This window comes from Ideonella sp. FW305-24 (assembly GCF_058788035.1).
Window position 1 is genome coordinate 153,460 of sequence record NZ_JBYTAI010000006.1, and the last position, 21,321, is coordinate 174,780.

Sequence of the window (21,321 nt, forward strand, 5' to 3'; positions counted from 1 at the left end):
CAAGCCCGGGTTCGCCGCTGGCCATGCGCGGGCCGCTCAGCCGGCCGCAGCGCGGCCACGGCCCCGCGCGCCCGGCTGCGAAGGCGGGCGCGGCGTGGCCGGCAGCGGCGAGCGCGCTGCGCGGGTCAGCAACACGGCGATTTCGTCGTGTGCGCACTCGCGCAGGTTCTCTGAAGCCGGGCTGAGGAACTGGTGCCGATCAAACGGCGCGCGCAAACGCACCACCCACAGGCCGGCCGGCAGGCTGGCCATGTGATGCAGCATGGCTGCGCGCAGCTGGCGCTTGATCAGGTTGCGTGTCACCGCCCGCTTGGCATGCCGCTTGGGCACGACCAAGCCCAGCCAATGGCCCTCGGGAAGCGGGTCAGCCGCAGCTGGCGAGGACTCATCCACAAGCAACTGGCTTTCGGGCGGCCCGCCTGTGGATAACTCTGGTGACAACTGCGGGACAACCGGTTCGCAAGCGAGCGGCGCAGCTTTTCCGGCCGGCCGTCGCGCGGTTGAAGGCCCGCTGGCGACGTAGTGAACGGCGAAGTGAGCACTTCGCGAACGCTGCGGCGCAGCCAGCACACGCTGAAAATCGGCCGAGCGCAAGATGCGGCCGATCATGGCGCGCGGCTTAGACCTGCGACAGCTTCTTGCGGCCCTTGGCGCGGCGCGCGTTGACCACGGCGCGACCGCCACGGGTCTTCATGCGGACGAGGAAACCGTGCGTGCGGGCACGGCGGACCTTGGAAGGCTGATAAGTGCGCTTCATGGGTGTTCTACCTAGGTTGGAAGGCGGTCGGAGGGGCGGACTGTCTGGCGCTGCCGGGTGGCCCGAGCTGCAGGCAACAAGCCTACACATCAGACACACCCCCCGACACTTTCAGCGGCTCATGCAAGCTGGCTCGCGGTGGACGCGGTGGAAAATCGGCGCTCCAAAAAGCCCCGCTCCTCACCCACGCTCCCCACCCAGCAAGCAGCCCTGCAAGCGCAGTCCTGTCGTTCGGGAAACCTAGCATTAAATCAAAAGCTGGGCCGGCCGTCAAACAGGCTGGCGCCAAGCCCCGCCAGCGCGACCACCCTGGCCGCGCATCGACGGGGATTGACCTGGCGCGAAAAACTGTGGATAACCGCGCTTGGCGACTGGCAGGGAATGCGTAGAATCCAGCCGCTCGATAAGAACTTGTCCACATGAGCATTGACCTCTGGCAGCGCGGTTGCGACCGACTCGCGATCGAACTGCCCGAACAACAGTTTTCCACCTGGATCCGGCCTTTGCCGCCCGCCGACATCAGCGATGCCGGCGAAGCGGGGGCTGTGGCTTCGCTGCGTGTCCCGAACCGCTTCAAGCTGGACTGGATCCGCTCGCAATACAGCGCCCGGATCGAGAGCGTTCTGAGCGAGCTGGCCGGCAAGCCGGTGCGGCTGGAGCTTTCGCTCGCGCCGCGCGAAGCCGCACCCGCCGGCACCATTCCCCGCCCACTGCCCAGCCGACCGCACAGCGCCGCCGAGGTGTTGCACCGCGCGCTGATTGGCGGCGGCGGTGCGCCTGTGGCGGCCTCGGTTGCGACAGGCGCCACCTTCGCTTCAGGCAGCTCGGCCAGTGCCAGCCACAGCTTCCACAGCCATGCCGTCAGCGATGCCGCAGCCGCCGTGCGCCTGGCCCAGGCTGCGTTGGCCCAGGCCCAGGCCAACGCGGAGTCCGATCAGCAGGCGCAGATGCAGGCCGGGCAGGTCGGGCAACAAGGCCAGCCCGGCCTGACCAATGGCAGCACCGCCGCCCTGCGCATGTCCGGCGACACCAGCGGCGCCGCACCGCTGCCGCCGCGCCCTGGCACGCTGCAGCCGCCGCCGGCCGCCAGCCGCAGCCGGCTGAACCCGGTGCTGACTTTCGACACGCTGGTCGCCGGCCGGGCCAACCAGATGGCTCGGACCGCCGCACTGCACGTGGCCGGCGCGCCGGGCGCGATGTACAACCCGTTGTTCATCTACGGTGGCGTGGGCCTGGGCAAGACCCACCTGGTGCACTCGGTGGGCAACGCGTTGCTGCGCGACAACCCGAATGCGCGCGTTTTGTACCTGCACGCCGAGCAGTTCATCTCCGACGTGGTGAAGAACTACCAGCGCAAGACCTTCGACGACCTGAAGGCCAAGTACCACCAGCTGGACCTGCTGCTGATCGACGATGTGCAGTTCTTCGCCGGCAAGGAGCGCACCCAGGAGGAGTTCTTCAACGCCTTCGAGGCGCTGCTGGCCAAGCGCGCGCACATCATCATGACCAGCGACACCTATCCCAAGGGACTGGTGGACATCGACGAGCGCCTGACCAGCCGCTTCGACTCCGGGCTGACCGTGGCCATCGAGCCGCCGGAGCTGGAAATGCGCGTGGCCATCCTGCTGGCCAAGTCGCGCCAGGAAGGCGCGCCGATGCCGGAAGACGTGGCATTTTTCGTTGCCAAGAACGTGCGGGCCAATGTGCGCGAGCTCGAAGGCGCGCTGCGCAAGGTGCTGGCCTATGCCAAGTTCTCGCACAAGGACATCACCATCCACCTGGCGCGCGAGGCGCTGAAGGACCTGCTGTCGATCCAGAACCGGCAGATCTCGGTGGAGAACATCCAGAAGACGGTTGCCGACTTCTACAAGATCAAGATCGCCGACATGTACTCGAAGAAGCGCCCGGCCAGCATCGCCCGGCCGCGCCAGATCGCGATGTACCTGGCCAAGGAACTGACCCAGAAGAGCCTGCCCGAGATTGGCGAGCTCTTCGGCGGCCGCGACCACACCACCGTGCTGCACGCGGTGCGCAAGATCGGCGGCGAACGCCAGAAGAACACCGAATTGAACCAGCAGCTGCACGTGCTGGAGCAAACCCTCAAGGGATGAATGGGGCACCCGGTCTTGCGAAACACGCAAGCCCACCCGCCGGGCGGCTGGCTCGGCCACCTTGGGACGGCCCGGCGCCGGCCTCATGGGGCCTGTGTGGCGGTGTTATGAAGCGTCTCAGTAGCTGTCCGGCTAAATCGTTGAAAAAACAAGCGAAAATGCGCGGTCAGCGCGTTCACACGGGGATCCAATGATTGTTCTGAAAGCCGCACAACAACAACTGCTGGGCGCATTGCAGGCGGTGGCCGGCATCGTCGAGCGGCGGCACACCTTGCCCATCCTGGCCAACGTGCTGGTGCGCAAGACCGGGGATCAGATCGAGCTGACCACCAGCGACCTGGAGATCCAGGTGCGCACCACGGCCACGCTGGGCGGCGACGCTGGCAATTTCAGCACCACCGTCGGCGCGCGCAAGCTGATCGACATCCTGCGCTCCATGCCCGGCGACCAGATCGTCTCGCTGAGCGCCAGCGGCAGCAAGCTCACGCTGCAGGGCGGCAAAAGCCGCTTCACGCTGCAAAGCCTGCCGGCCGAAGATTTCCCGCTGGTCAACGAGGCAGCCGACTTCGGCCCGGCCTTCAGCGTGCCGCAGAAGGTGCTCAAGGGCCTGATCGACCAGGTGCACTTCGCGATGGCGGTGCATGACATCCGCTACTACCTGAACGGCATCCTGTTCGTTGCCGAAGGCAAGGCCTTGACCCTGGTGGCCACCGACGGCAGCCGCCTGGCGCTGGCCGCCGCGCAGCTGGAAGTCGACCTGCCCAAGCAGGAGGTCATCCTGCCGCGCAAGACGGTGCTGGAGCTGATGCGCCTGCTGAAGGACGACAAGGACAGTGACGCCTCGATCGAGATGCGCTTTGCCGGCAACCAGGCCAAGTTCTCGTTCTCGGGCATGGAGTTCGTCACCAAGCTGGTCGAGGGCAAGTACCCGGACTACAACCGCGTGATCCCGAAGAACCACAAGAACATCATCACGCTGGGTCGCCAGCCGCTGTTGTCCAGCCTGCAGCGCGCCGCCATCCTGACCAGCGAGAAGTTCAAGGGCGTGCGCCTGAACATCGAGCCCGGTGCGCTGAAGATCGCCTCCAGCAATGCCGAGCAGGAAGAGGCCAAGGAAGAGCTGGAGATCGACTACGACGGCCCGACCATCGAGGTCGGCTTCAACGTCACCTACCTGATGGACGCGCTGTCCAACATGGGCCAGGAGATGGTTCGGCTGGAGATGCATGACGGCAGCTCCGCAGCACTGATCACCGTGCCTGAGCAGGAAGGCTTCAAGTACGTCGTGATGCCGATGAGGATCTGAGGCCGCCGCACGGCGCCGAACCGATTCGACACCCGCGGGCCCTTCGGCCCGCAACCTGTTTCTGAGGGGGTCGCAGGCACCTAGCCTGGCAGCCCTCCGCGTAGAGAAAAATGCCATGAGCGACCCGAAAAAAGCCCCCCAGGACAAGCCCGCCGACGACGGCGTGAGGCAGGGCATCGTGCCGTCGGCCGAAGGCCAGGCCATGGCCACCGGCGCGATGGATTCGGGTGGCTATGGCTCCGATTCGATCCAGATCCTCGAAGGCCTGGAAGCCGTGCGCAAGCGCCCCGGCATGTACATCGGCGACACCTCCGACGGCACCGGCCTGCACCACCTGGTGTTCGAGGTGGTGGACAACTCCATCGACGAAGCGCTGGCCGGCTACTGCGACGACATCGTCGTCACCATCCACACCGACAACTCGATCTCCGTGGTCGACAACGGCCGCGGCATCCCGACCGGCGTCAAGATGGACGACAAGCACGAGCCCAAGCGCTCGGCCGCCGAGATTGCGCTGACCGAGCTGCACGCCGGCGGCAAGTTCAACCAGAACTCGTACAAGGTCTCCGGCGGCCTGCACGGCGTTGGGGTGTCCTGCGTCAACGGCCTGTCCAAGTGGCTGCGCCTGACCGTGCGCCGTGACGGCAAGATGCACTTCATCGAGTTCAAGCAGGGCGTGCCGCAGGATCCACTGATCGAGATGCGCGATGGCATGGCGACCAGCCCGATGCGCATCACCGGCGACACCGAGAAGCGCGGCACCGAGGTGCACTTTCTGCCGGACACCGAGATCTTCCAGCAGAACAACGAGTTCCACTACGAGATCCTGGCCAAGCGCCTGCGCGAGCTCTCGTTCCTGAACAACGGCGTGAAGATCCGCCTGGTCGACGAGCGCAACAACAAGGAAGACAACTTCGCCTACGCCGGCGGCGTCAAGGGCTTCGTCGAGTTCGTCAACAAGGGCAAGAAGACCCTGCATCCGAACATCTTCCACGCGGTGGGTGACAAGACCAGCGACCAGGGCACCAACGTCGGCGTGGAAGTGGCCATGCAGTGGAACGACTCGTTCAGCGAGAACGTGCTCTGCTTCACCAACAACATCCCGCAGCGCGACGGCGGCACCCACCTGACCGGCCTGCGCGCCGCAATGACGCGCGTGCTGAACAAGTACATCGTCGACAACGAGCTGGCCAAGAAGGCCAAGGTCGAAGTCAGCGGTGACGACATGCGCGAAGGCCTGGCCTGCGTGGTCTCGGTCAAGGTGCCCGAGCCCAAGTTCTCCAGCCAGACCAAGGACAAGCTGGTCTCCAGCGAAGTGCGCGCGCCGGTGGAAGACATCGTCAGCCGCCTCTTGACCGACTGGCTGCTCGAGAACCCGAACGACGCCAAGACCATCTGCGGCAAGATCGTGGACGCCGCGCGCGCCCGCGAAGCCGCCCGCAAGGCCCGCGAAATGACCCGCCGCAAGGGCGTGCTGGACGGCATGGGCCTGCCCGGCAAGCTGGCCGACTGCCAGGAAAAAGACCCGGCGATGTGCGAGATCTACATCGTCGAGGGCGACTCCGCCGGCGGCTCCGCCAAGCAGGGCCGCGACCGGAAGTTCCAGGCCATCCTGCCGCTGCGCGGCAAGATCCTGAACGTCGAGAAGGCCCGCTACGAGAAGCTGCTGTCCAGCCAGGAAATCCTGACGCTGATCACCGCACTCGGCACCGGCATCGGCAAGGGCATGGGCGGGGACGACTTCAACCCCGACAAGCTGCGCTACCACCGCATCATCATCATGACCGACGCGGACGTGGACGGCGCCCACATCCGCACGCTGCTGCTGACCTTCTTCTACCGCCAGATGCCCGAGCTGGTCGAGCGCGGCCACATCTACATCGCCCAGCCGCCGCTCTACAAGGTCAAGCAAGGCAAGCACGAGCAGTACCTGAAGGACGCCCACGAGCTGGACGCCTACCTGCTCAAGGTCGCGCTGGACGGCGCTGCGGTCGACCCCGCCAACGGCCAGCCCGCTATCAACGGCGAGCAGCTGAACGACCTGGCCAACCAGTACGTCACCGCCACCAACGTGATCAACCGCCTGTCCGCCTGGATGGACGTCGAAGCCCTGCGCGCCATCTCCGACGGCCTGGTACTGGACCTGGACAACCTCGAAGCCGCCGAGACCAGCGCGATGGCGCTCAAGGCCGCGCTGCACGACGCCGAAGTCGAAGCCGTCTTCGACGAACGCAGCGACAAGCACCTGCTGCGCATCAGCCGCCGCCACCACGGCAACATCAAGTCCAGCATCATCAGCCCGGACTTCGTGCACGGCGCCGACTACGAAGCCCTGGCCACCGCAGGCCGCACCTTCAAGGGCCTGCTCACCGCAGACGCGCTCGTCAAGCGCGGCGAAGGCGAACGCCAGAAGGAAACCAAGGCCGGCGATTTCCGCCAGGCCATGGCCTGGCTGATGACGCAAGCCGAAAGCGCCGTTGGCCGCCAGCGCTACAAGGGCCTGGGCGAAATGAACCCCAGCCAGCTCTGGGAAACCACGATGGACCCAACCGTCCGCCGCCTGCTGCGCGTCCAGATCGAAGACGCCATCGAAGCCGACAAGGTGTTCACGATGCTGATGGGCGACGAAGTCGAGCCGCGGCGGGATTTCATTGAGACGAATGCGCTGAGGGCGGCGAACATCGACGCTTGACGGCAGCCGCCGCTGCGGCTTGAATCCCGGCATGGGCATCCCACGCTTCATCCAGGAACGCCGCGGCGAAGTCGCCGCGCTTTGCGAACGTCATCGCGCTCGCAAGCTGGAACTGTTCGGCTCTGCCACGCGAGCGGACTTCCAGCCCGAACGCAGCGACCTGGATTTCCTCGTCGAGTGGCCTGACGACTTTCCGCCCGGCGGCTATGCGGCGTCCTTCTTCGGTCTGAAACAGGATCTGGAAATTCTGTTCGCCCGACCGGTGGACCTGCTCACCAACGAGTCCATCGCCAATCCTTACCTGCGCCAGCAGGTCGATTCGGAGCGACTGCCCCTGTATGGCGAGTGACGCCCGCACGTACTTGTGGGATGCGCTCCAGGCGGCCGAACGCGCCATGCGCTTCGCCAACGGGCGTGACTTCGAAAGCTATATGCAGGACGAATTGCTTCGTTCCGCCGTCGAGCGCCAGCTTGAAATCGTCGGCGAGGCCTTGAACCACTTGTGAGAGCTGGAACCGGCCACCGCTGAACAACTGCCCGAACTTCTGGCAGCAATTGGCCCGCGCAACGTCTTGATCCACGGCTACGCCTCCGTGGACAACCGGCTGGTCTGGGATGTGGTTTCGGCCCATCTGCCAACCTTGGCGGTGCGGCTGCGGGCGATGCAGCGGCCGGCGGCAAACCCGTAGCAGCGAGACTCAAGCCAGCCGGCACGGGGTGACTCAGCGCATGGACCACGAAATCGGTGCTGACGAAGGTGAAGGGCAGCGCAAACAGCGCATCCAGCAATCCAGCATGACCGAAGTCGATCCAGATGTTGGTGTCGCTGATGTAGATGCGCTGTGCGGGCATCGGTTCGTCAGACGATCAGCCCGCCACAGCCTGCGCCACCAGCGCCTCGGCCAACTGCGCATGCTTGGCGCGGGCGGCAGCGATGCGGGCTTTGAGCTGGTCGCAGAGGGCGAGGAGTTCGTCCAATTTGGCAACGACGCGATCCTGATCCGCCAAGCTAGGCAACGGCAACGTCATGCCAGCCACCTGTTTGGTCGAGATGTGCGGCACGCCATTGCTACGGCCAGGATCGATCACCTCAACAAACAGCGGTGAACGCAGCCAATGCAGCAAGTACTCGGGTCGAACCAAATCGGGCATAGGCGCGAGCTTCGCAACTCGTTGCAACAGCAGGCAAGGAAGGTCTTGCTCCCTTACTACCGCAACCTTGAGGCCCGTTGAAATGATGGGACGGTCCAGTGACAGCAGCACGTCGCCAGCCGCCAGCGTGAAGTTCGCAAACTCGTCAAGTCGATCCCCTTCAATGCAAGCACATTCTTGCCAGTCGACGGATCCATGGCCAATGTTCACATTGCGCACGAGCCGAACGCCACTAGGAACAAACCACTCGCTCTTGAAGGCATAGCCATTCAGGAATTTCACGGCGTCGCCGAGACGAACCTTGTTCCAGTTGCCAGCCGGCTGCTGCGTCAGCACGCCACGAAATCCCAACCTGCGCAGCGCTTGCTTCAAGCTCTCGATACTGAAGTCCGACGTGAACACCGCATCAAACTGCCCCGCCAACCGCTGCCAACACGCCTGAAACTCATCCGCATCCCGAGCCTGGGTCAGACTGTCAAGCAGCACCTGCACCAGCCGAGCGTGCGCGGCCTCGGCGTCTTGCTGCCGCGCCTCCAGCCGGTCGCACAGGGCCATCAGTTCATCGACCTTGGCGACGATGCGGTGTTGTTCGGCGAGCGGCGGCAGGGGGAACGCGCATGACCTCAGCTGGGTCATGTTGATCGACGCGAGGTTCGTGGTTTGCTTGGACGAACCTGCGAAGTAGGTTCGAGCTGGGACACTGTTCAGGTACAACTCGGCCCATCTTGGTTCGAATTCGTAACTGCAAGGCCGAGCGCGGAATACGTGATTCTGATGCAAGCAATGCGCGATCTGCCCCTTCCAGATCGCCGTGCGCCCGACCTTGTCCCAGTCACCACCTTCAGTGATGAGCAGGTCGCCTGCCTGTAGCTCGTACTTCGGTGCTTCGTCTTCCGGTATCTCAATGCGCTTGACATCTTCCAGAGACAGGAACCCGCGCTGGACATTCGCCACTCGCAAATAGGGCAAGGCGACCAACTTGCGTGCCCCCAGCTTACGGCCTAGCGTCACGCCACCGGTGATGTGCAGCAGCGCGTCCAGCGCCTGCCATGTCCAGGACGACGGGATTTCGAACGGGGGGTCTGTCGCGACTGTTGGTTCCAGTGCTCTTTGCTTTCGCGTGCCGCCGGCAGTGGTCTCCACCTTAGCCGCGGTCAGTCGGGCCCCGAGCTGTGATGCGGGCTCATCCTCAGGGTCTTGCGGCACCAGTCGGCCACCCACGGCAAGTTCGATGATCAGGCCGCGCAATCGCGCAATGCCCGATGGCGCATCGGCCAGCAGTGCAAAGCTCTCTGTCAGCAACGCCGTCATTCGCCCCGCTCCAGCGCCTCGGCCAGCACCGCCTTCAACTGCTCCCGCAGCCCGGCAATCTCCGCCTGCATCTGCGCATATTCCGCCAGCAGCACTTCGGGGTCGTGGTTCACCTGCTCGCCCTGGTGCGGGTTCTTGATGTCCAGGTTCCAGCCGCGGGCGGTGATGTCGGCCGCGCTTACTTTCCAGGCGAGTTCATTGCCCTGCCGCGCGGCAAAGCCATCGGCCTCGCTGCCCCACCAGGCTTCCTCGGCGGCGAACTCTTCCACGCGCATTGGCCGCGTCTTGCTGTAGTTCTTCACGCCAGGCGGGTAGGGGTGTTCGTAGAACCACACGTCCTTCGTCGGCCTGCCCTTGGTGAAGAACAGCAGGTTGGTCTTGATGCCGGTGTAGGGGTTGAACACGCCGTTGGGCAGCCGCACGATGGTGTGCAGGTCGCACTCGGTCAGCAGCTTTTCCTTGATGCGGCTCTTGATGCCTTCGCCGAACAGGAAACCATCGGGCAGCACCACCGCCGCGCGCCCGCCGTCCTTGAGCAAATGCATGATCAGCACCAGGAACAGATCCGCCGTTTCGCGCGTGCGCCAGGTGGCCGGGAAGTTGGTTTCGATGCCGTCTTCTTCCATGCCGCCAAACGGCGGGTTGGCGACGATGCAGTCCACCCGGTCCTTCGGGCCCCAGCTGATCAGCGGCTTGGCCAGTGTGTTGTCATGCCGGATGTTGCTGGGCACCTCGATGCCGTGCAGGATCATGTTGGTGGTGGCCAGCAAGTGCGGCAGCGGCTTTTTCTCCACGCCGCTGATGCTGGCCTGCAGCACGCGTTCGTCCTCGGGCGTCTTCACGTAGCGGCTGCGCTTGTGCTCGATCGTGCAGGTGAGGAAGCCGCCGGTGCCGCAGGCCGGGTCCATCACCTTCTCGCCCAGCTTCGGATCCACCATGCGCACCATGAACTCGGTGACTGGCCGTGGCGTGTAGAACTCGCCAGCGTTGCCGGCCGTCTGCAGGTCGCGCAGCAGCTGCTCGTACATGTCGCCGAAGGCGTGGCGCTCCTGGGCCTTGTTGAAGTCCACCGCCTCCTGGATCTTGTTGAGCACCTGGCGGATCAGCTGCCCGCTCTTCATGTAGTTGTAGGCGTCCTCGAAGACGTTGCGCACGACATAGGCCACCGGCGTCTGGCTGTGGCCTTTCACCGGGTCAGTCAGGTTCTGCAGACCGGGGAACAGCTCGTTGTCGATGAAGCTCTTCAGCTCCTCGCCGGTCATGCCTTCAGGGTTGGCCGCCCAGTTGCGCCAGCGGTAGGCCTCGGGCAAGGGCGAGCTGTAGCTGTCGCTCATCAGCTCCCATTCCTGCTCCCGGTCATCCAGGATTTTCAGGAACAGCATCCAGACGAGCTGGCCAATGCGCTGGGCGTCACCGTCGACGCCCACGTCCTTGCGCATGATGTCTTGGATGGATTTGATCGAACTGCTGATGGACATGGGATCGGGGTGGGGATCGGGGTCGGATTTCAAGAAGCGGGCGGCAATGCCCGTGCCGCGCCGCAGCGTGGCGGCGCCATGCTAACCAGCGGAACGCTTCAGGCTTTGCGCAGCTCGTACAGCTGCGCTTCCAGCTCGGCGACGGCCTGCGTGTAGCCGGCCTTGCTGCCAAAGGCCTGCACCAGCTCCATCGGCGCGCCCATCTGGCTGAACGGCGGCAAACGCAGGATTTTCAGGTCTTCGATGGGCTCGATGCCGGTGTCGGCATATTTGTCGAGCAGGGCTTCCAGCACCTGGCGCGCGGCGCCCTGGTACTTGGCGAAGTAGTTGCGCTTCTTGACGTTCTCGGCGCGCTCGCGGCGGGACAGCGGCGGCTGGTCAAAGGCAACGTGGCAGATCAGGTCGAAGGCGTCCAGCGGCTTGCCAAGCTTGGCCTCCACCTCTTCCTGCAGTGCCTCCCACAGCACGCCTTGCGCGGCCAGCTCGTCGATCACCGCCCTCTTCTGCTCGGCGCTGTTCCAGCGGCGCAGGAAGGCATCCATGGTGGCGAACTGCTTGTTCACGCAGCCGCGGGTGTAGTCGCGCAGCGATTCGGTGATGAGCTTGCCGTCTGCACCGTAGTACTGCACCCGCTCAGCCACGATGTGCACGTTCACATCGCCGCCGATGACGTAGCGCTTGCGGCCTTCACCACCACCGCCGCCGTCACCGCCCGCGTCACCATCACCGCCGCCGCCGCCGTCCCCCTGCCCGCCGGGCACGCCTTCGCCGCCAGGGCCATCGGTCAACTCATCGGTCGGCACCGGTGTTTCGTCTGCCTTGGGCTCGTAGATCTGCACCGGGTCGCCATCAAAGGCGGGGTCGGCAAACAGTTCGGTGGCCTTCTTGAAGTCCATGATCGTGAACCAGAACTTGCCGAAGTCCTCGTTGATGCGGGTGCCGCGGCCGATGATCTGCTTGAACTCGGTCATGGACCGGATGTGCTGGTCCAGCACGATGAGCTTGCAGGTCTGCGCGTCCACGCCGGTGGTCATCAGCTTGCTGGTGGTGGCGATGACGGGGTAGCGGCTCTCGGGGTCGATGAAGTTGTCCAGCTCGGCCTTGCCTTCGGGGTCGTCACCGGTGATGCGCATCACGTACTTGCGGCTCTCGCGCACCCGCTCGGGGTTCAGGTTCACCAGCGCCTGGCGCATGCGCTCGGCGTGGTCGATGTCGTCGCAGAAGATGATGGTCTTCTGGAACGGATCGCTGGCCTTCAGGAACTCGGTCACCTTGGCGGCCACGGCCTGGGTGCGCATCTCCAGCACCAGCCCACGGTCCATGTCCTTGAGGTTGTAGATGCGGTCTTCGATGGGCTGGCCGTGCTTGTCCAGCATGCCCTTGGGCGGGCGCCAGCCTTGCAGGTCACGGTCGAAATCGATGCGCACCACCTTGTACGGCGCCAGGAAGCCGTCTTCAATGCCCTGGCGCAGGCTGTAGGTGTAGACCGGCTCGCCAAAGTAGAAAGTGCTGGAAACGTCCTTGGTTTCCTTGGGCGTGGCGGTCAGGCCCACCTGGGTCGCGCTGCTGAAGTAGCTCAGGATGTCGCGCCAGGCCGAGTCGTCAGCCGCGCTGCCGCGGTGGCATTCGTCCACCACGATCAGGTCGAAGAACTCGGGCGAGAACTGCTTGTAGATGTTCCTGTCTTCCTCGGCGCCAGTGACGGCCTGGTAAAGCGAAAGATAGATCTCGTAGCTGGTGTCGATCTTGCGGCCGGTGATCTTGGTCATCGCCGCGCCAAAGGGTTTGAAGTCGTTGTTCTTGGTCTGGTCGACCAGGATGTTGCGGTCGGCCAGGAACAGGATGCGCTTGGCCTGCCGACTCTTCCAAAGCCGCCAGATGATCTGGAATGCGGTGTAGGTCTTGCCGGTGCCGGTGGCCATCACCAGCAGCACGCGGTCCTGCCCGCGCGCCACGGCTTCTACCGTGCGGTTGATGGCGTTGACCTGGTAGTAGCGCGGCGCACGGCCGCTGCCATCGTCGTAGTAAGGCACCTGGGCCTTGGGCGCCGAGGTGGCGTCCAGCCCGCGCCAGGCGCAAAAGCGTTGCCAAAGTTCTGCCGGGCTGGGGAACTGGTCCAGCGTCAGGTGGGTTTCAACCTGTGAACTCGTGCCGCTTCGGTCATGGAAAACAAAGCCATCGCCGTTGCTGGTGAACGCAAAGGGCAAGTCCAGTGACTCGGCATAGTCCAGTGCCTGCTGCATGCCTTCGCCCGGGCCGTGGGTGTTGTCCTTGGCCTCGATGACGGCGATGGGCAGGTTGGCCTGGTGGTACAGCACGAAGTCGGCCCGCCGGGCCTGGCCCCGTGTGTGCAGCTTGCCACGCACGATGACACGGCCCTTGGTGAAGGTGACCTCCTCACGCACCTGCCGCTGAATGTCCCACCCGGCCTGCGCAATGGCAGGCGCAATGAACTTGGTGCAGATGTCCCGTTCGGATAACGATTTCTTGTCCACCCTTCGTCCCCCTGGATGCATTCTGAATGCATTTACATCCAGTTGCAGGGCCCATCGGTTCCTTTGGTGAGGCGAAGGCCGCGATGGCGCAATGTGTCGCTCAACCCATTTCGCAATAGAACCATCAAGACCCCATTTGGTCCTGCCGGAATTTCAGGGAGCACCGCCATGCGCTGCTCATCTCAAGCCAAGCCCATCGGCGACCTCAAGGCCAATGCCGCCGAAGTGTTGGCGCGACCGGCGGAGCAGCGAGAACCCTTGGTCATCACGCAAAACGGTGAGGCCACGGGCATGCTGCAGGATGTCGCCCCGTTCGAGGAGACCCAGGAGACCTTGGCGCGGCTGGATATCCTCGCCCTGGGCAAGCAGGACGTGGCGACAGGCAAGGTAGCACCGGCCGCTCGCGCGTCTTCTCGAACTCCTCGGGCCTGATGTGAAGCGGCATGCCTGGGAGTGCTCATGATGAATGCTTGATCGCCAGCAAGCCCTGGTTGCCCCGCAGGGTGTCCACTGCCGCCAGCGGGTGTGCCGCAATTGGCGCGCTGGCGCAAGGAGGATCCGTGCGCGTGCTGGTGGTCGAGGATGACGCGCTGCTGCGCGACACGCTCAAGCGCGATCTGGAGCGCAGCGGCTTCGCCGTTGACGTCGCGGCTGACGGCGTGGACGGCGAGTTCCTCGGCGCCAGCGAGACGTACGACGCGGTGGTGCTCGATCTCGGCTTGCCACGACTGCCCGGGCTGGAGGTGCTGCGGCGCTGGCGCAGCGCTGGGCACCTCATGCCGGTCATTGTGCTGACCGCGCGCGACCAATGGCACGAGCGCGTGGCCGGACTCAAGGCCGGGGCGGACGACTACCTCGGCAAGCCTTTTCATCTCGAGGAGCTGCTTGCTCGCCTGCAGGCGCTGCTCAGGCGCGGCGGTGCCGGGCATCCCCCTCGGCTGAGCCGGGAGGGCGTGGAGCTCGACCAGGAACACCAGGCGGCGATCGTCGATGGCGTGCGGACCGAGCCGCTGACGGCGCTGGAGTTCCGGTTGCTGCGCTACCTGATGGTCCACAGCGGCCAGGTGGTGTCCAAGTCGACGCTAGGCGACCACGTCTACGAGCGCGACATGGACCCCGACAGCAACGTCATTGAGGTCTACATCAACCGGCTGCGCCGCAAGATCGGCAAGGACCTGATCCGCACGCGGCGCGGCCAGGGCTACGTGTTCGACGGAACGCCATGACCTCGCTGCGCCGGCGGCTGCACCGGGTCGTGATCGTGCTGGTCATTGGTTTGCTCAGCCAGTGGCTCATCGCCGACCGGATGATCGTCCATGTCGACGAGAGCGAAATGGCCACCCGGCTGCAACACGACGCCGATTCGCTGGCGTCGGCGATCACCGTCCGTCCGGACCGGGGCGTCAGCGTGGACTTCTCGCGGGTCGGCCAGATCTACGGGCGCCCGGGCTCCGGCCACTACTTCGTGCTGCGCTCCGCACGCACGGCGCTCGTTTCGCCGTCCTTCGGCGACGCGCGGCCCTTCGCCTTGCCGGCCGCCGCGAGCGAATCGGTCACGCGTGTGGAAGGGCCGTTCGGGCAGCCGCTGCTGGTGCTGGTGCGCCGCCTGCAGCTGGGCGATGCGGTGATCGACATGGCCGTGGGCGAGGACCTCAGCGCGCTGCAGGCGCAGCTGCTGGCGTTTCGCCTGCTGTTCCTCGCCGCGTCGGTTGCCATCCTGTTGGCATCGGCGGCCATCCAGCGCCTGGAGATCCGGCGCGCGCTGCACTCCGTGGAACAGGCGCGCGACGCCATCCTCCGGCTGCCGAAGGGCATCGCGCCGGTTGACACCACGGATGCGCCCGAGGAGATCCGGCCGCTGCTGGAGGAAATTGATCGGCTCATGGGCTTCGTCGAGCGACGCCTGCACGAATCGCGCACCGCCATCGGCAACCTCTCGCACGCCGTGAAAACGCCGCTGGCCGGGCTGCTGAGGCTGACGGAGGATCCGCTGTTCGATGCGCACCCCGATCTGCGGCAGGCGCTGCACGAGCAGATCGAGGCCATCCGCGTACGCATCGAGCGCGAGCTGACGCGCGCACGCATCGCCGGCGACCGGCGCTCAGGCCCGGGCTTCGATGCCCGCGCCGAACTGCCGGCCCTCGTGCAGATGCTGGCGCGCATCCACCACGGCAAGACGCTCGACATCCGCTGGCAGGCCCCCGAGCGGGTGCTGCCCTTCGATCGCGAGGACCTGCTCGAGGTGATCGGCAACCTCGCGGACAACGCCTGCAAGTGGGCCGCATCACGGGTGCGCATCGAGATCGAGGAAGGCGATGGGCTGCGCATCGTCGTTGCCGACGACGGCCCGGGTTGCGCACCGGACCTGCTCGACACGCTGGGGGCACGCGGCCTGCGCGCCGACGAAACCCGGCCGGGCCACGGCATCGGCCTGGCCATCGTGCGAGACATTGCCGATGCGGCCGGTGGCGGCCTGCTGTTTCGCCCCTCGGCATCGCTGGGCGGGCTGGAGGTGGAGGTCCGGCTGCCCCGTTGACGAAGCCGGCGCCGCCCGTTCAGCTTGAACTTAGCCTTGCCCTCTACAAACGCGGCATGACGTCCCCTTCTGCGGACGCCCGGGCATTCAACACGAGGCATCGCACATGCAATCCAGACAGCTCCTGCTCACCGCCGTGGCCGCGTTCATCGCGGCCGGGACGGCCACATCGGCCTTCGCCGCCTCCATTCAAGTCGGCAAGAGCGGCAAGACATTCACCTCCAGCGCGGTCCAGTGCAGCGCCCACCCGGACACCGGCGTGACGGTGCCGATGGTGCAGGCCGGCCTTTACAACCCCAAAGCCAGCGCGAGCGCCACCGTGGCGCTCAACGGGACCCGGGTCAAGACGGTGGTGGCCACCGACCCCGTTGCCGACGTCTGGCTCGCCGATGGCAACAACACCGTCGTCGTCGCACTCAACAAGAGGCTGGCGGACACGTATGCCTTCGCGGTGACCCCGGGGCAGTGCAGCCTGCCAGACACCTCGGACAACACCTTCAGCGCTGACGGCACGCTCGAATACGCCGCCAGCGGCAAGTCGTACGCGACCGTGACGCCAGGGTGTGCTCAGAATCCTGGCACCGGCCAGCTGCAGCCGTACGTGAACTTGTTCGACAACGGCGGCTACCTGCTCAACGTGTCGGTCAACAACATCCCGCTGACGCAGCTGAGCGCCCAGAGGCCCCACACGCCGGTTTTCCTCAGAGCGGGCGTTAACGTCATCTCTGCGGCCAACGGCAGCCTGTCCACCGACTACTACATTCGTGACGGTGGCAACGGCCAATGCGCGCTCTGAACCCAAGCTGCGCCTGCCTCGCATCGAGGCGTTCGCGCAGTGCCTCTGCGACTGCGTCATGCCTTCGAGCCGCTGCAACGCTTGCGCCACGGCCCCCTGGGCGGCCGGCCGGAGTTACCGGCAGCTCAGCGCGTGTACGCCTGCCCTTCGGTGACCTTGTACGACCACGGCAGATCCGCGTTCTTCCAGCCGTTCACATCCCGCCGGCCAGTCGGCCCCATGTCGCCCTCAAAGCCGTCCACCACCGAATACACCTTGGTGTAGCCCGCCTCCTGCAGCAGGTTGGCGGCGCGGGAGGAGCGGTCGCCGGAGCGGCAGATGAGGATGACGGCGTCGGTCTTGCTGTCGTTCATGCGGGCGGCGAGCGCGGCCACGGCGCTGACGAAGTCGGAGTTGGGCGACATCGCGTAGCGGTTGTTCTTCTTGTCCCAGCTGACCGGGTCGTCCAGCTCCATGTAGGGAATGTTCTGGTCGGTGACCAACGGGGTGCCGAGGAACTGGAACTCGCCCTTGGTGCGGATGTCGATGAACAGCACGTGCGCGCCGCCCTCGGTCTTCATCTTGTAGGCCTCGGGCGCGGAGAGGTAGAGGCCGAGCTTGCTCTGCTTGGCTTCGGGCAGCTTGCTGACGTCCACCGGCTGGTAGCCGCCCGCAAAGGCGGAGGCCACGGACAGGGCCGCGGCCAGGCAAAGGATCGCTTTCTTCATGTGCTTTCTTCCCACGCTCCGACGGATCGAAGCATCCTCTTGGTTGATGTTCGCGGCGCCGAGCGCCTTGGCGCCTGGCCGCAGGTGAGAGAGCCATCCGCGTCGCCGGGCCTCGCGTGAACGCCGCCCGAAAGAGGTCCCGACGAGCCTCTCCGCCCATACTGCTGGGCGCCAACAAGATGTGCAGCGACGATAGCGCCCGGGGCCCAAGGTGAGCGAGCGCCCCGGTGTGACAGTGGGCCGGTCGCAACAGCTGGGGCAAGTCCGGAGCGCCTTGGCGGCTCACCTCATCTGCCTGACACAGCGGCCCTTGCTTGACGCCGGCCTCCGCGCCCGGCGAGACTGCCGCCTTCATTTCCCAGCCGCGCGTCCTCACGAGGGACGCCGCCACTTCATGCCCCGTCGTCCCCCTCTGCTGCGCACCCTGTGCGCCACCGCTGCCGTCCTGGCCCTGTCCGCCGCCGCCTTCCCCGGCCTCGCCGCCGAAGGCGACAAGCCCGCCACTCGGGTGCGTGGCGAGATTCCTGCCGAATACCGCTGGGATTTCACGGCCATCTACGCCAACTGGGCCGCATGGGACGCCGACATGCAGCGCATGGAAGCCTTGATGGCGGACTTCGGCAAGCTGCAGGGCAGCCTGAAAAAGGGCCCGGCCGCCTTGCTCAAGGCCTACCAGACGATGGACGAGATCGGCAAGCTGCAGACCAAGCTGTACGCCTACCCGCAGTTGCAGAAGGATGCCGACGGGCGGGACCAGGAAGTGGCCGGCCGCTTCCAGCGCGCGCTGGCGGTGTTCGCCAGGTTCGACGCGGCTTCGGCCTGGTTCCAGCCGGAACTGCTGACGCTGCCACAGGCCAAGGTGAAGGCCTGGCTGGCCGCCACGCCGGCGCTCAAGCCCTATGCCTTCGGCATCACCGACAGCTTCCGCAAGCAGGCGCATGTGCTGGACGCCAAGGGCGAGCAGCTGCTCTCGCTGGCCGGCCCAGTCGGCCGCGCCAGCATGAACGCCTATGACGAGCTGAGCACGTCCGACATCAAGTTCCCGACCATCACCACCAGCGACGGCCAGAGCGTGCTGCTGAGCCCGGGCAACTACCAGGGCCTGCTGTCGAAAAACGCCAACCAGGCCGACCGCGCCAAGGCCGCCGCGGCCCACGTGGGCACCTATGGCGCCCAAGCCAACACCTATGCCGCGATCTACGCCGGCATCCTGCAGCGCGACTGGTTCAACGCCCAGGCGCGCAAGTTCCCCACCACGCTGGACGCTGCCCTGAGCGACAACAACGTGCCGCGCAGCGTGGTCGAGACGCTGGTGGCAACCACCCGCGCCGGCACCGCGCCGCTGCAGCGCTACGCCAGGCTGCGCAAGCAGCTGATGGGCCTGGGCGAATACCACCTGTACGACAGCTCGCGCCCGCTGTTCGCCAGCAGCGAGAGCTATCCATACAAGAAGGCGCTGGGCCTGGTGCTGGAGTCGGTCGCGCCGCTGGGCGAGGACTATGTGCAGCGCTACAAGAAGTTCATGACCGGTGGCCGCATCGACGTCTATGAAAACGACGGCAAGCGCAGCGGTGCCTACAGCGCCGGCGTGTACGGCGTGGGCCCGTTCCAGCTGCTGAACTACAACGACACCATGGACGCGGCCTTCGTGCTGGCCCACGAGGGCGGCCACGCGATGCACACCGTGCTGGCCTACGAGACCCAGCCTTACAGCACCGCCGAATACACCATCTTCGTCGCCGAGGTGGCATCCACCACCAACGAGCGCTTCCTGCTCGAAACCCTGCTGAAGAAGACCACCGACCCCAAGGAGCGCTTCCTGCTGCTGCAGCACGCGGTGGACAGCATCATCGGCACCTTCTACACCCAGGTGCTGTTCGCCGACTTCGAGCTGCAGGCGCACCAGTTGGTCGAGAAGGGCGAGCCGGTCACCACCGAGGTGCTGAACAAGCTCTACGCCGGCCTGCTGAAGACCTACTACGGCGACGCCGTGACGGTGGACGACTTCTACCAGTGGACCTGGGCCCGCATCCCGCACTTCTTCCACACGCCCTACTACGTCTACCAGTACGCCACCTGCTTCGCCTCCTCGGCCCAGCTGTTCAAGGGCATGACGACCGGCAGCGAAGAAGCCAGGAAGGCCGCCACCGCCCGCTACCTGAACATGCTCAAGGCGGGCGGCAGCGACCACCCGATGGCCGAACTCAAGCAGGCCGGCGTGGACCTGACCCAGCGCGCCACGGTGCAGGCCGTGGTGGACCAGCTGGACGCACTGGTCTCGCAGATGGAAGTGGAAGCGGCGAAGATTCCGCGCTGAGCGGGGTCAGCGCGCGTAGGCCATGCCGTCTTCCCAGGCGACGGCCATCTCGCCCAGCAGCCCCGGCGGCACCCGCGTGTCGCCGCGGGCTTCGGCCAGCACCTCGGCCATTGCGGCAGCAATGCGCTGCAGCACCTGCGCCGGTTGGCTCACCTCGCAGACCTTGCGGCCGAACTGGATCAGCTCTTCGGTCGTCGGATAGGCCTTGCCGCGGTGCCGGCCTGCGAACAGCTTCAGTGCCAGCGTGCGGTCCTCCAGCTCGGGGCCGCCCTCGTAGCGGGTGTAGCGGTAGATGGCGGTGGTCACCACGTCGAACATCGGCGCCAGCCAGGCCTCTCGCGTCGAGCGGTAGAGCACGCCGAAGTTCTTCAGGTGCCCGTCGCCATTGCGCACCATCACCGTGAAGGCGACCTGCTCGAAGAAGCGGTGCAAGCTATCGCGTGGCAGCTGCAACTGCTTCAGCAGCTCGGCCACGCGCTGGTAGCTGCCCTGGTACTTGCGGTCCGACAGCACGTCACGCACCCGCAGCCCGGCCAATGCGGCGATGTCCTCGAAACCCAGACGCTCGATGCGCCCGTCGGGCTGGGCCACGAGGTCGAAACGGTCCAGCACCAGCATCTGGCCATCGTCCGACAGCTCGAAAGTGGGGGTGGCAATGCCCGCCCGCTGCGCGGCCTTGAGACACAGGTATTCGTTGGCAGCGAGGCCTGGGTAGGCAGGACTGGCCGCCTTGACGATCAAGGACGGTACCGGCACCGTGGGCCGCTCGGGCACCATGATCTTGGGCTGCATGCCGGCAATGCCGGCGCCGGTGCTGAGGTAGGCGCGCACCAGCTCGTCGAACACCTCGGGCGTGTAAGCCGTCTTCAGCAGCGTGGCACGGTCCATGGCCGGCGCCGGTGGCGCGGGTTCGGCGTCGGGCAAGGTGAAACCCAGGCGGCCAATGCCGTTGGCACCGACCAGCGCCAGCAAATGCATCGGCGTCATCGGCTGCTTCGGGAACAAGGCCCGCAGCCGCATGAACAGATCGCCCTCGGGCAGGTTCTGGTCCATCACCGCGAACAGGTCGCCATCCTGCCAGGTGGCTTGCTCGCTGGCGGGCATCAGCAGCGCCACGACGGGTTGGTCCGGCCGCGGGTCCAGGTAGCGGTATTCGTAGACCGAGCGCTTGATCAATTGGCCAGCGGCCGTGCCATTGATGGCCACCGCCAGCTCCCGGACCTTTTCAGGCAGCATCGCTGCTGTCCTCGTCGTCGTTGAAGCGCGCCGCCACCTCCTGGGCCGACGGCATGCCCACCTTCTCGACGCGCAACGCCAGCCCCAGCGCAGAGAGCACGGCCAGCAGCGAAGACACGGTGACGTCCTCGCCGTCTTCCAGCCGATAGATCACCTCGCGCACCTTGCCAGCGCGTTGGGCCAGATCCTTCTTGCTCAGGCCGGCAGCCTCGCGCCGGGCCTTGAGCAGGCGGCCCAGTTCGTCCGGCAGGCGAATCGTGTCAGTCATGGCTGGCATATTGGCACGAAATGACTGAGTGTGCACGCCATGACTGACACTGCACTCCTCAATCCCGCGCCTCGTCGCCCGAATCCTGCGCCGCAACCGTCGCAGCGCAAATAAATGGGGTCAGAGTCAATTTATCCTTACGACCCTTGGGTGGCGCGG

17 protein-coding genes and 1 pseudogene are annotated in these 21,321 nt (G+C 65.6%); 10 read left to right on the forward strand and 8 right to left on the reverse strand.

The window, feature by feature from the left end:
* Positions 1-36 precede the first annotated feature (36 nt).
* The gene (gene rnpA / locus AC3WR5_RS17875) at positions 37-609 is read right to left on the reverse strand and encodes a ribonuclease P protein component (protein WP_492486007.1); all 573 of its coding nucleotides are present in this window, start codon (positions 607-609) and stop codon (positions 37-39) included.
* A gap of 10 nt (positions 610-619) precedes the next feature.
* Positions 620-757, reverse strand: coding sequence for a 50S ribosomal protein L34 (gene rpmH, locus AC3WR5_RS17880; protein WP_141292009.1), 138 nt, complete (start codon positions 755-757; stop codon positions 620-622).
* Between the two features lie 419 nt (positions 758-1,176).
* Between rpmH and dnaA the strand changes: the two genes are divergently transcribed.
* From dnaA to AC3WR5_RS17905, 5 genes and pseudogenes are all read left to right on the forward strand, one after another.
* Positions 1,177-2,868 (forward strand): chromosomal replication initiator protein DnaA, encoded by a 1,692-nt coding sequence (gene dnaA, locus AC3WR5_RS17885; protein WP_492486008.1) that lies wholly within the window; start codon positions 1,177-1,179, stop codon positions 2,866-2,868.
* A 190-nt stretch (positions 2,869-3,058) separates the two neighbouring features.
* Complete coding sequence (gene dnaN / locus AC3WR5_RS17890) at positions 3,059-4,174, forward strand: DNA polymerase III subunit beta (RefSeq protein ID WP_492486009.1); 1,116 nt, start codon at positions 3,059-3,061, stop codon at positions 4,172-4,174.
* 202 nt (positions 4,175-4,376) lie between these two features.
* Positions 4,377-6,866 carry a DNA topoisomerase (ATP-hydrolyzing) subunit B gene (gene gyrB / locus AC3WR5_RS17895; RefSeq protein ID WP_492486298.1) on the forward strand — a complete coding sequence of 830 codons (2,490 nt, stop codon included), beginning with the start codon at positions 4,377-4,379 and terminating at the stop codon, positions 6,864-6,866.
* Between the two features lie 31 nt (positions 6,867-6,897).
* Positions 6,898-7,215 carry a nucleotidyltransferase family protein gene (locus AC3WR5_RS17900; RefSeq protein WP_492486010.1) on the forward strand — a complete coding sequence of 106 codons (318 nt, stop codon included), beginning with the start codon at positions 6,898-6,900 and terminating at the stop codon, positions 7,213-7,215.
* 13 nt (positions 7,216-7,228) lie between these two features.
* Positions 7,229-7,555 (forward strand): annotated as a pseudogene (locus AC3WR5_RS17905) (HepT-like ribonuclease domain-containing protein).
* Positions 7,556-7,733: 178 nt separating this feature from the next.
* Here the strand turns inward: AC3WR5_RS17905 and AC3WR5_RS17910 are convergent.
* The 3 genes from AC3WR5_RS17910 to hsdR all read right to left on the reverse strand — a co-directional run bounded on the left by AC3WR5_RS17910 (position 7,734) and on the right by hsdR (position 13,302).
* Positions 7,734-9,329 (reverse strand): restriction endonuclease subunit S, encoded by a 1,596-nt coding sequence (locus tag AC3WR5_RS17910; RefSeq protein ID WP_492486011.1) that lies wholly within the window; start codon positions 9,327-9,329, stop codon positions 7,734-7,736.
* Positions 9,326-10,807, reverse strand: coding sequence for a type I restriction-modification system subunit M (locus AC3WR5_RS17915; protein ID WP_492486012.1), 1,482 nt, complete (start codon positions 10,805-10,807; stop codon positions 9,326-9,328). The genes AC3WR5_RS17910 and AC3WR5_RS17915 overlap by 4 nt, the downstream gene beginning before the upstream one ends.
* Positions 10,808-10,905: 98 nt before the next feature.
* Positions 10,906-13,302, reverse strand: a complete 2,397-nt coding sequence (hsdR, locus tag AC3WR5_RS17920; protein ID WP_492486013.1) for an EcoAI/FtnUII family type I restriction enzme subunit R — start codon at positions 13,300-13,302, stop codon at positions 10,906-10,908.
* A gap of 168 nt (positions 13,303-13,470) precedes the next feature.
* On the opposite strand from hsdR, the gene AC3WR5_RS17925 reads away from it, so the two are divergent.
* The 4 genes from AC3WR5_RS17925 to AC3WR5_RS17940 all read left to right on the forward strand — a co-directional run bounded on the left by AC3WR5_RS17925 (position 13,471) and on the right by AC3WR5_RS17940 (position 16,634).
* Positions 13,471-13,734 (forward strand): type II toxin-antitoxin system prevent-host-death family antitoxin, encoded by a 264-nt coding sequence (locus tag AC3WR5_RS17925; protein WP_492486014.1) that lies wholly within the window; start codon positions 13,471-13,473, stop codon positions 13,732-13,734.
* 128 nt (positions 13,735-13,862) lie between these two features.
* Positions 13,863-14,528 carry a response regulator transcription factor gene (locus tag AC3WR5_RS17930; RefSeq protein ID WP_492486015.1) on the forward strand — a complete coding sequence of 222 codons (666 nt, stop codon included), beginning with the start codon at positions 13,863-13,865 and terminating at the stop codon, positions 14,526-14,528.
* Entirely contained in the window at positions 14,525-15,838 is a 1,314-nt protein-coding gene (locus AC3WR5_RS17935; RefSeq protein ID WP_492486016.1) for a sensor histidine kinase, read from the forward strand. Before AC3WR5_RS17930 ends, AC3WR5_RS17935 begins: the two co-directional genes overlap by 4 nt.
* Before the next feature lie 106 nt (positions 15,839-15,944).
* On the forward strand, positions 15,945-16,634 hold the full coding sequence (locus AC3WR5_RS17940; protein WP_492486017.1) for a hypothetical protein: 690 nt from the start codon (positions 15,945-15,947) through the stop codon (positions 16,632-16,634).
* Positions 16,635-16,759: 125 nt separating this feature from the next.
* Here the strand turns inward: AC3WR5_RS17940 and AC3WR5_RS17945 are convergent, their stop codons facing one another.
* Positions 16,760-17,341: a rhodanese-like domain-containing protein gene (locus AC3WR5_RS17945; RefSeq protein WP_492486018.1), complete on the reverse strand. Its 582-nt coding sequence runs from the start codon at positions 17,339-17,341 to the stop codon at positions 16,760-16,762.
* A gap of 394 nt (positions 17,342-17,735) precedes the next feature.
* Here AC3WR5_RS17945 and pepF point away from each other — a divergent pair, with 394 nt between their 5' ends.
* The gene (gene pepF, locus AC3WR5_RS17950; protein ID WP_492486019.1) at positions 17,736-19,658 is read left to right on the forward strand and encodes an oligoendopeptidase F; all 1,923 of its coding nucleotides are present in this window, start codon (positions 17,736-17,738) and stop codon (positions 19,656-19,658) included.
* Between the two features lie 6 nt (positions 19,659-19,664).
* Here pepF and AC3WR5_RS17955 read toward each other — a convergent pair whose 3' ends face one another.
* On the reverse strand, positions 19,665-20,894 hold the full coding sequence (locus tag AC3WR5_RS17955) for a type II toxin-antitoxin system HipA family toxin (RefSeq protein WP_492486020.1): 1,230 nt from the start codon (positions 20,892-20,894) through the stop codon (positions 19,665-19,667).
* Positions 20,884-21,162, reverse strand: coding sequence for a helix-turn-helix domain-containing protein (locus AC3WR5_RS17960; protein WP_141285237.1), 279 nt, complete (start codon positions 21,160-21,162; stop codon positions 20,884-20,886). Before AC3WR5_RS17960 ends, AC3WR5_RS17955 begins: the two co-directional genes overlap by 11 nt.
* Positions 21,163-21,321: the final 159 nt, after the last annotated feature.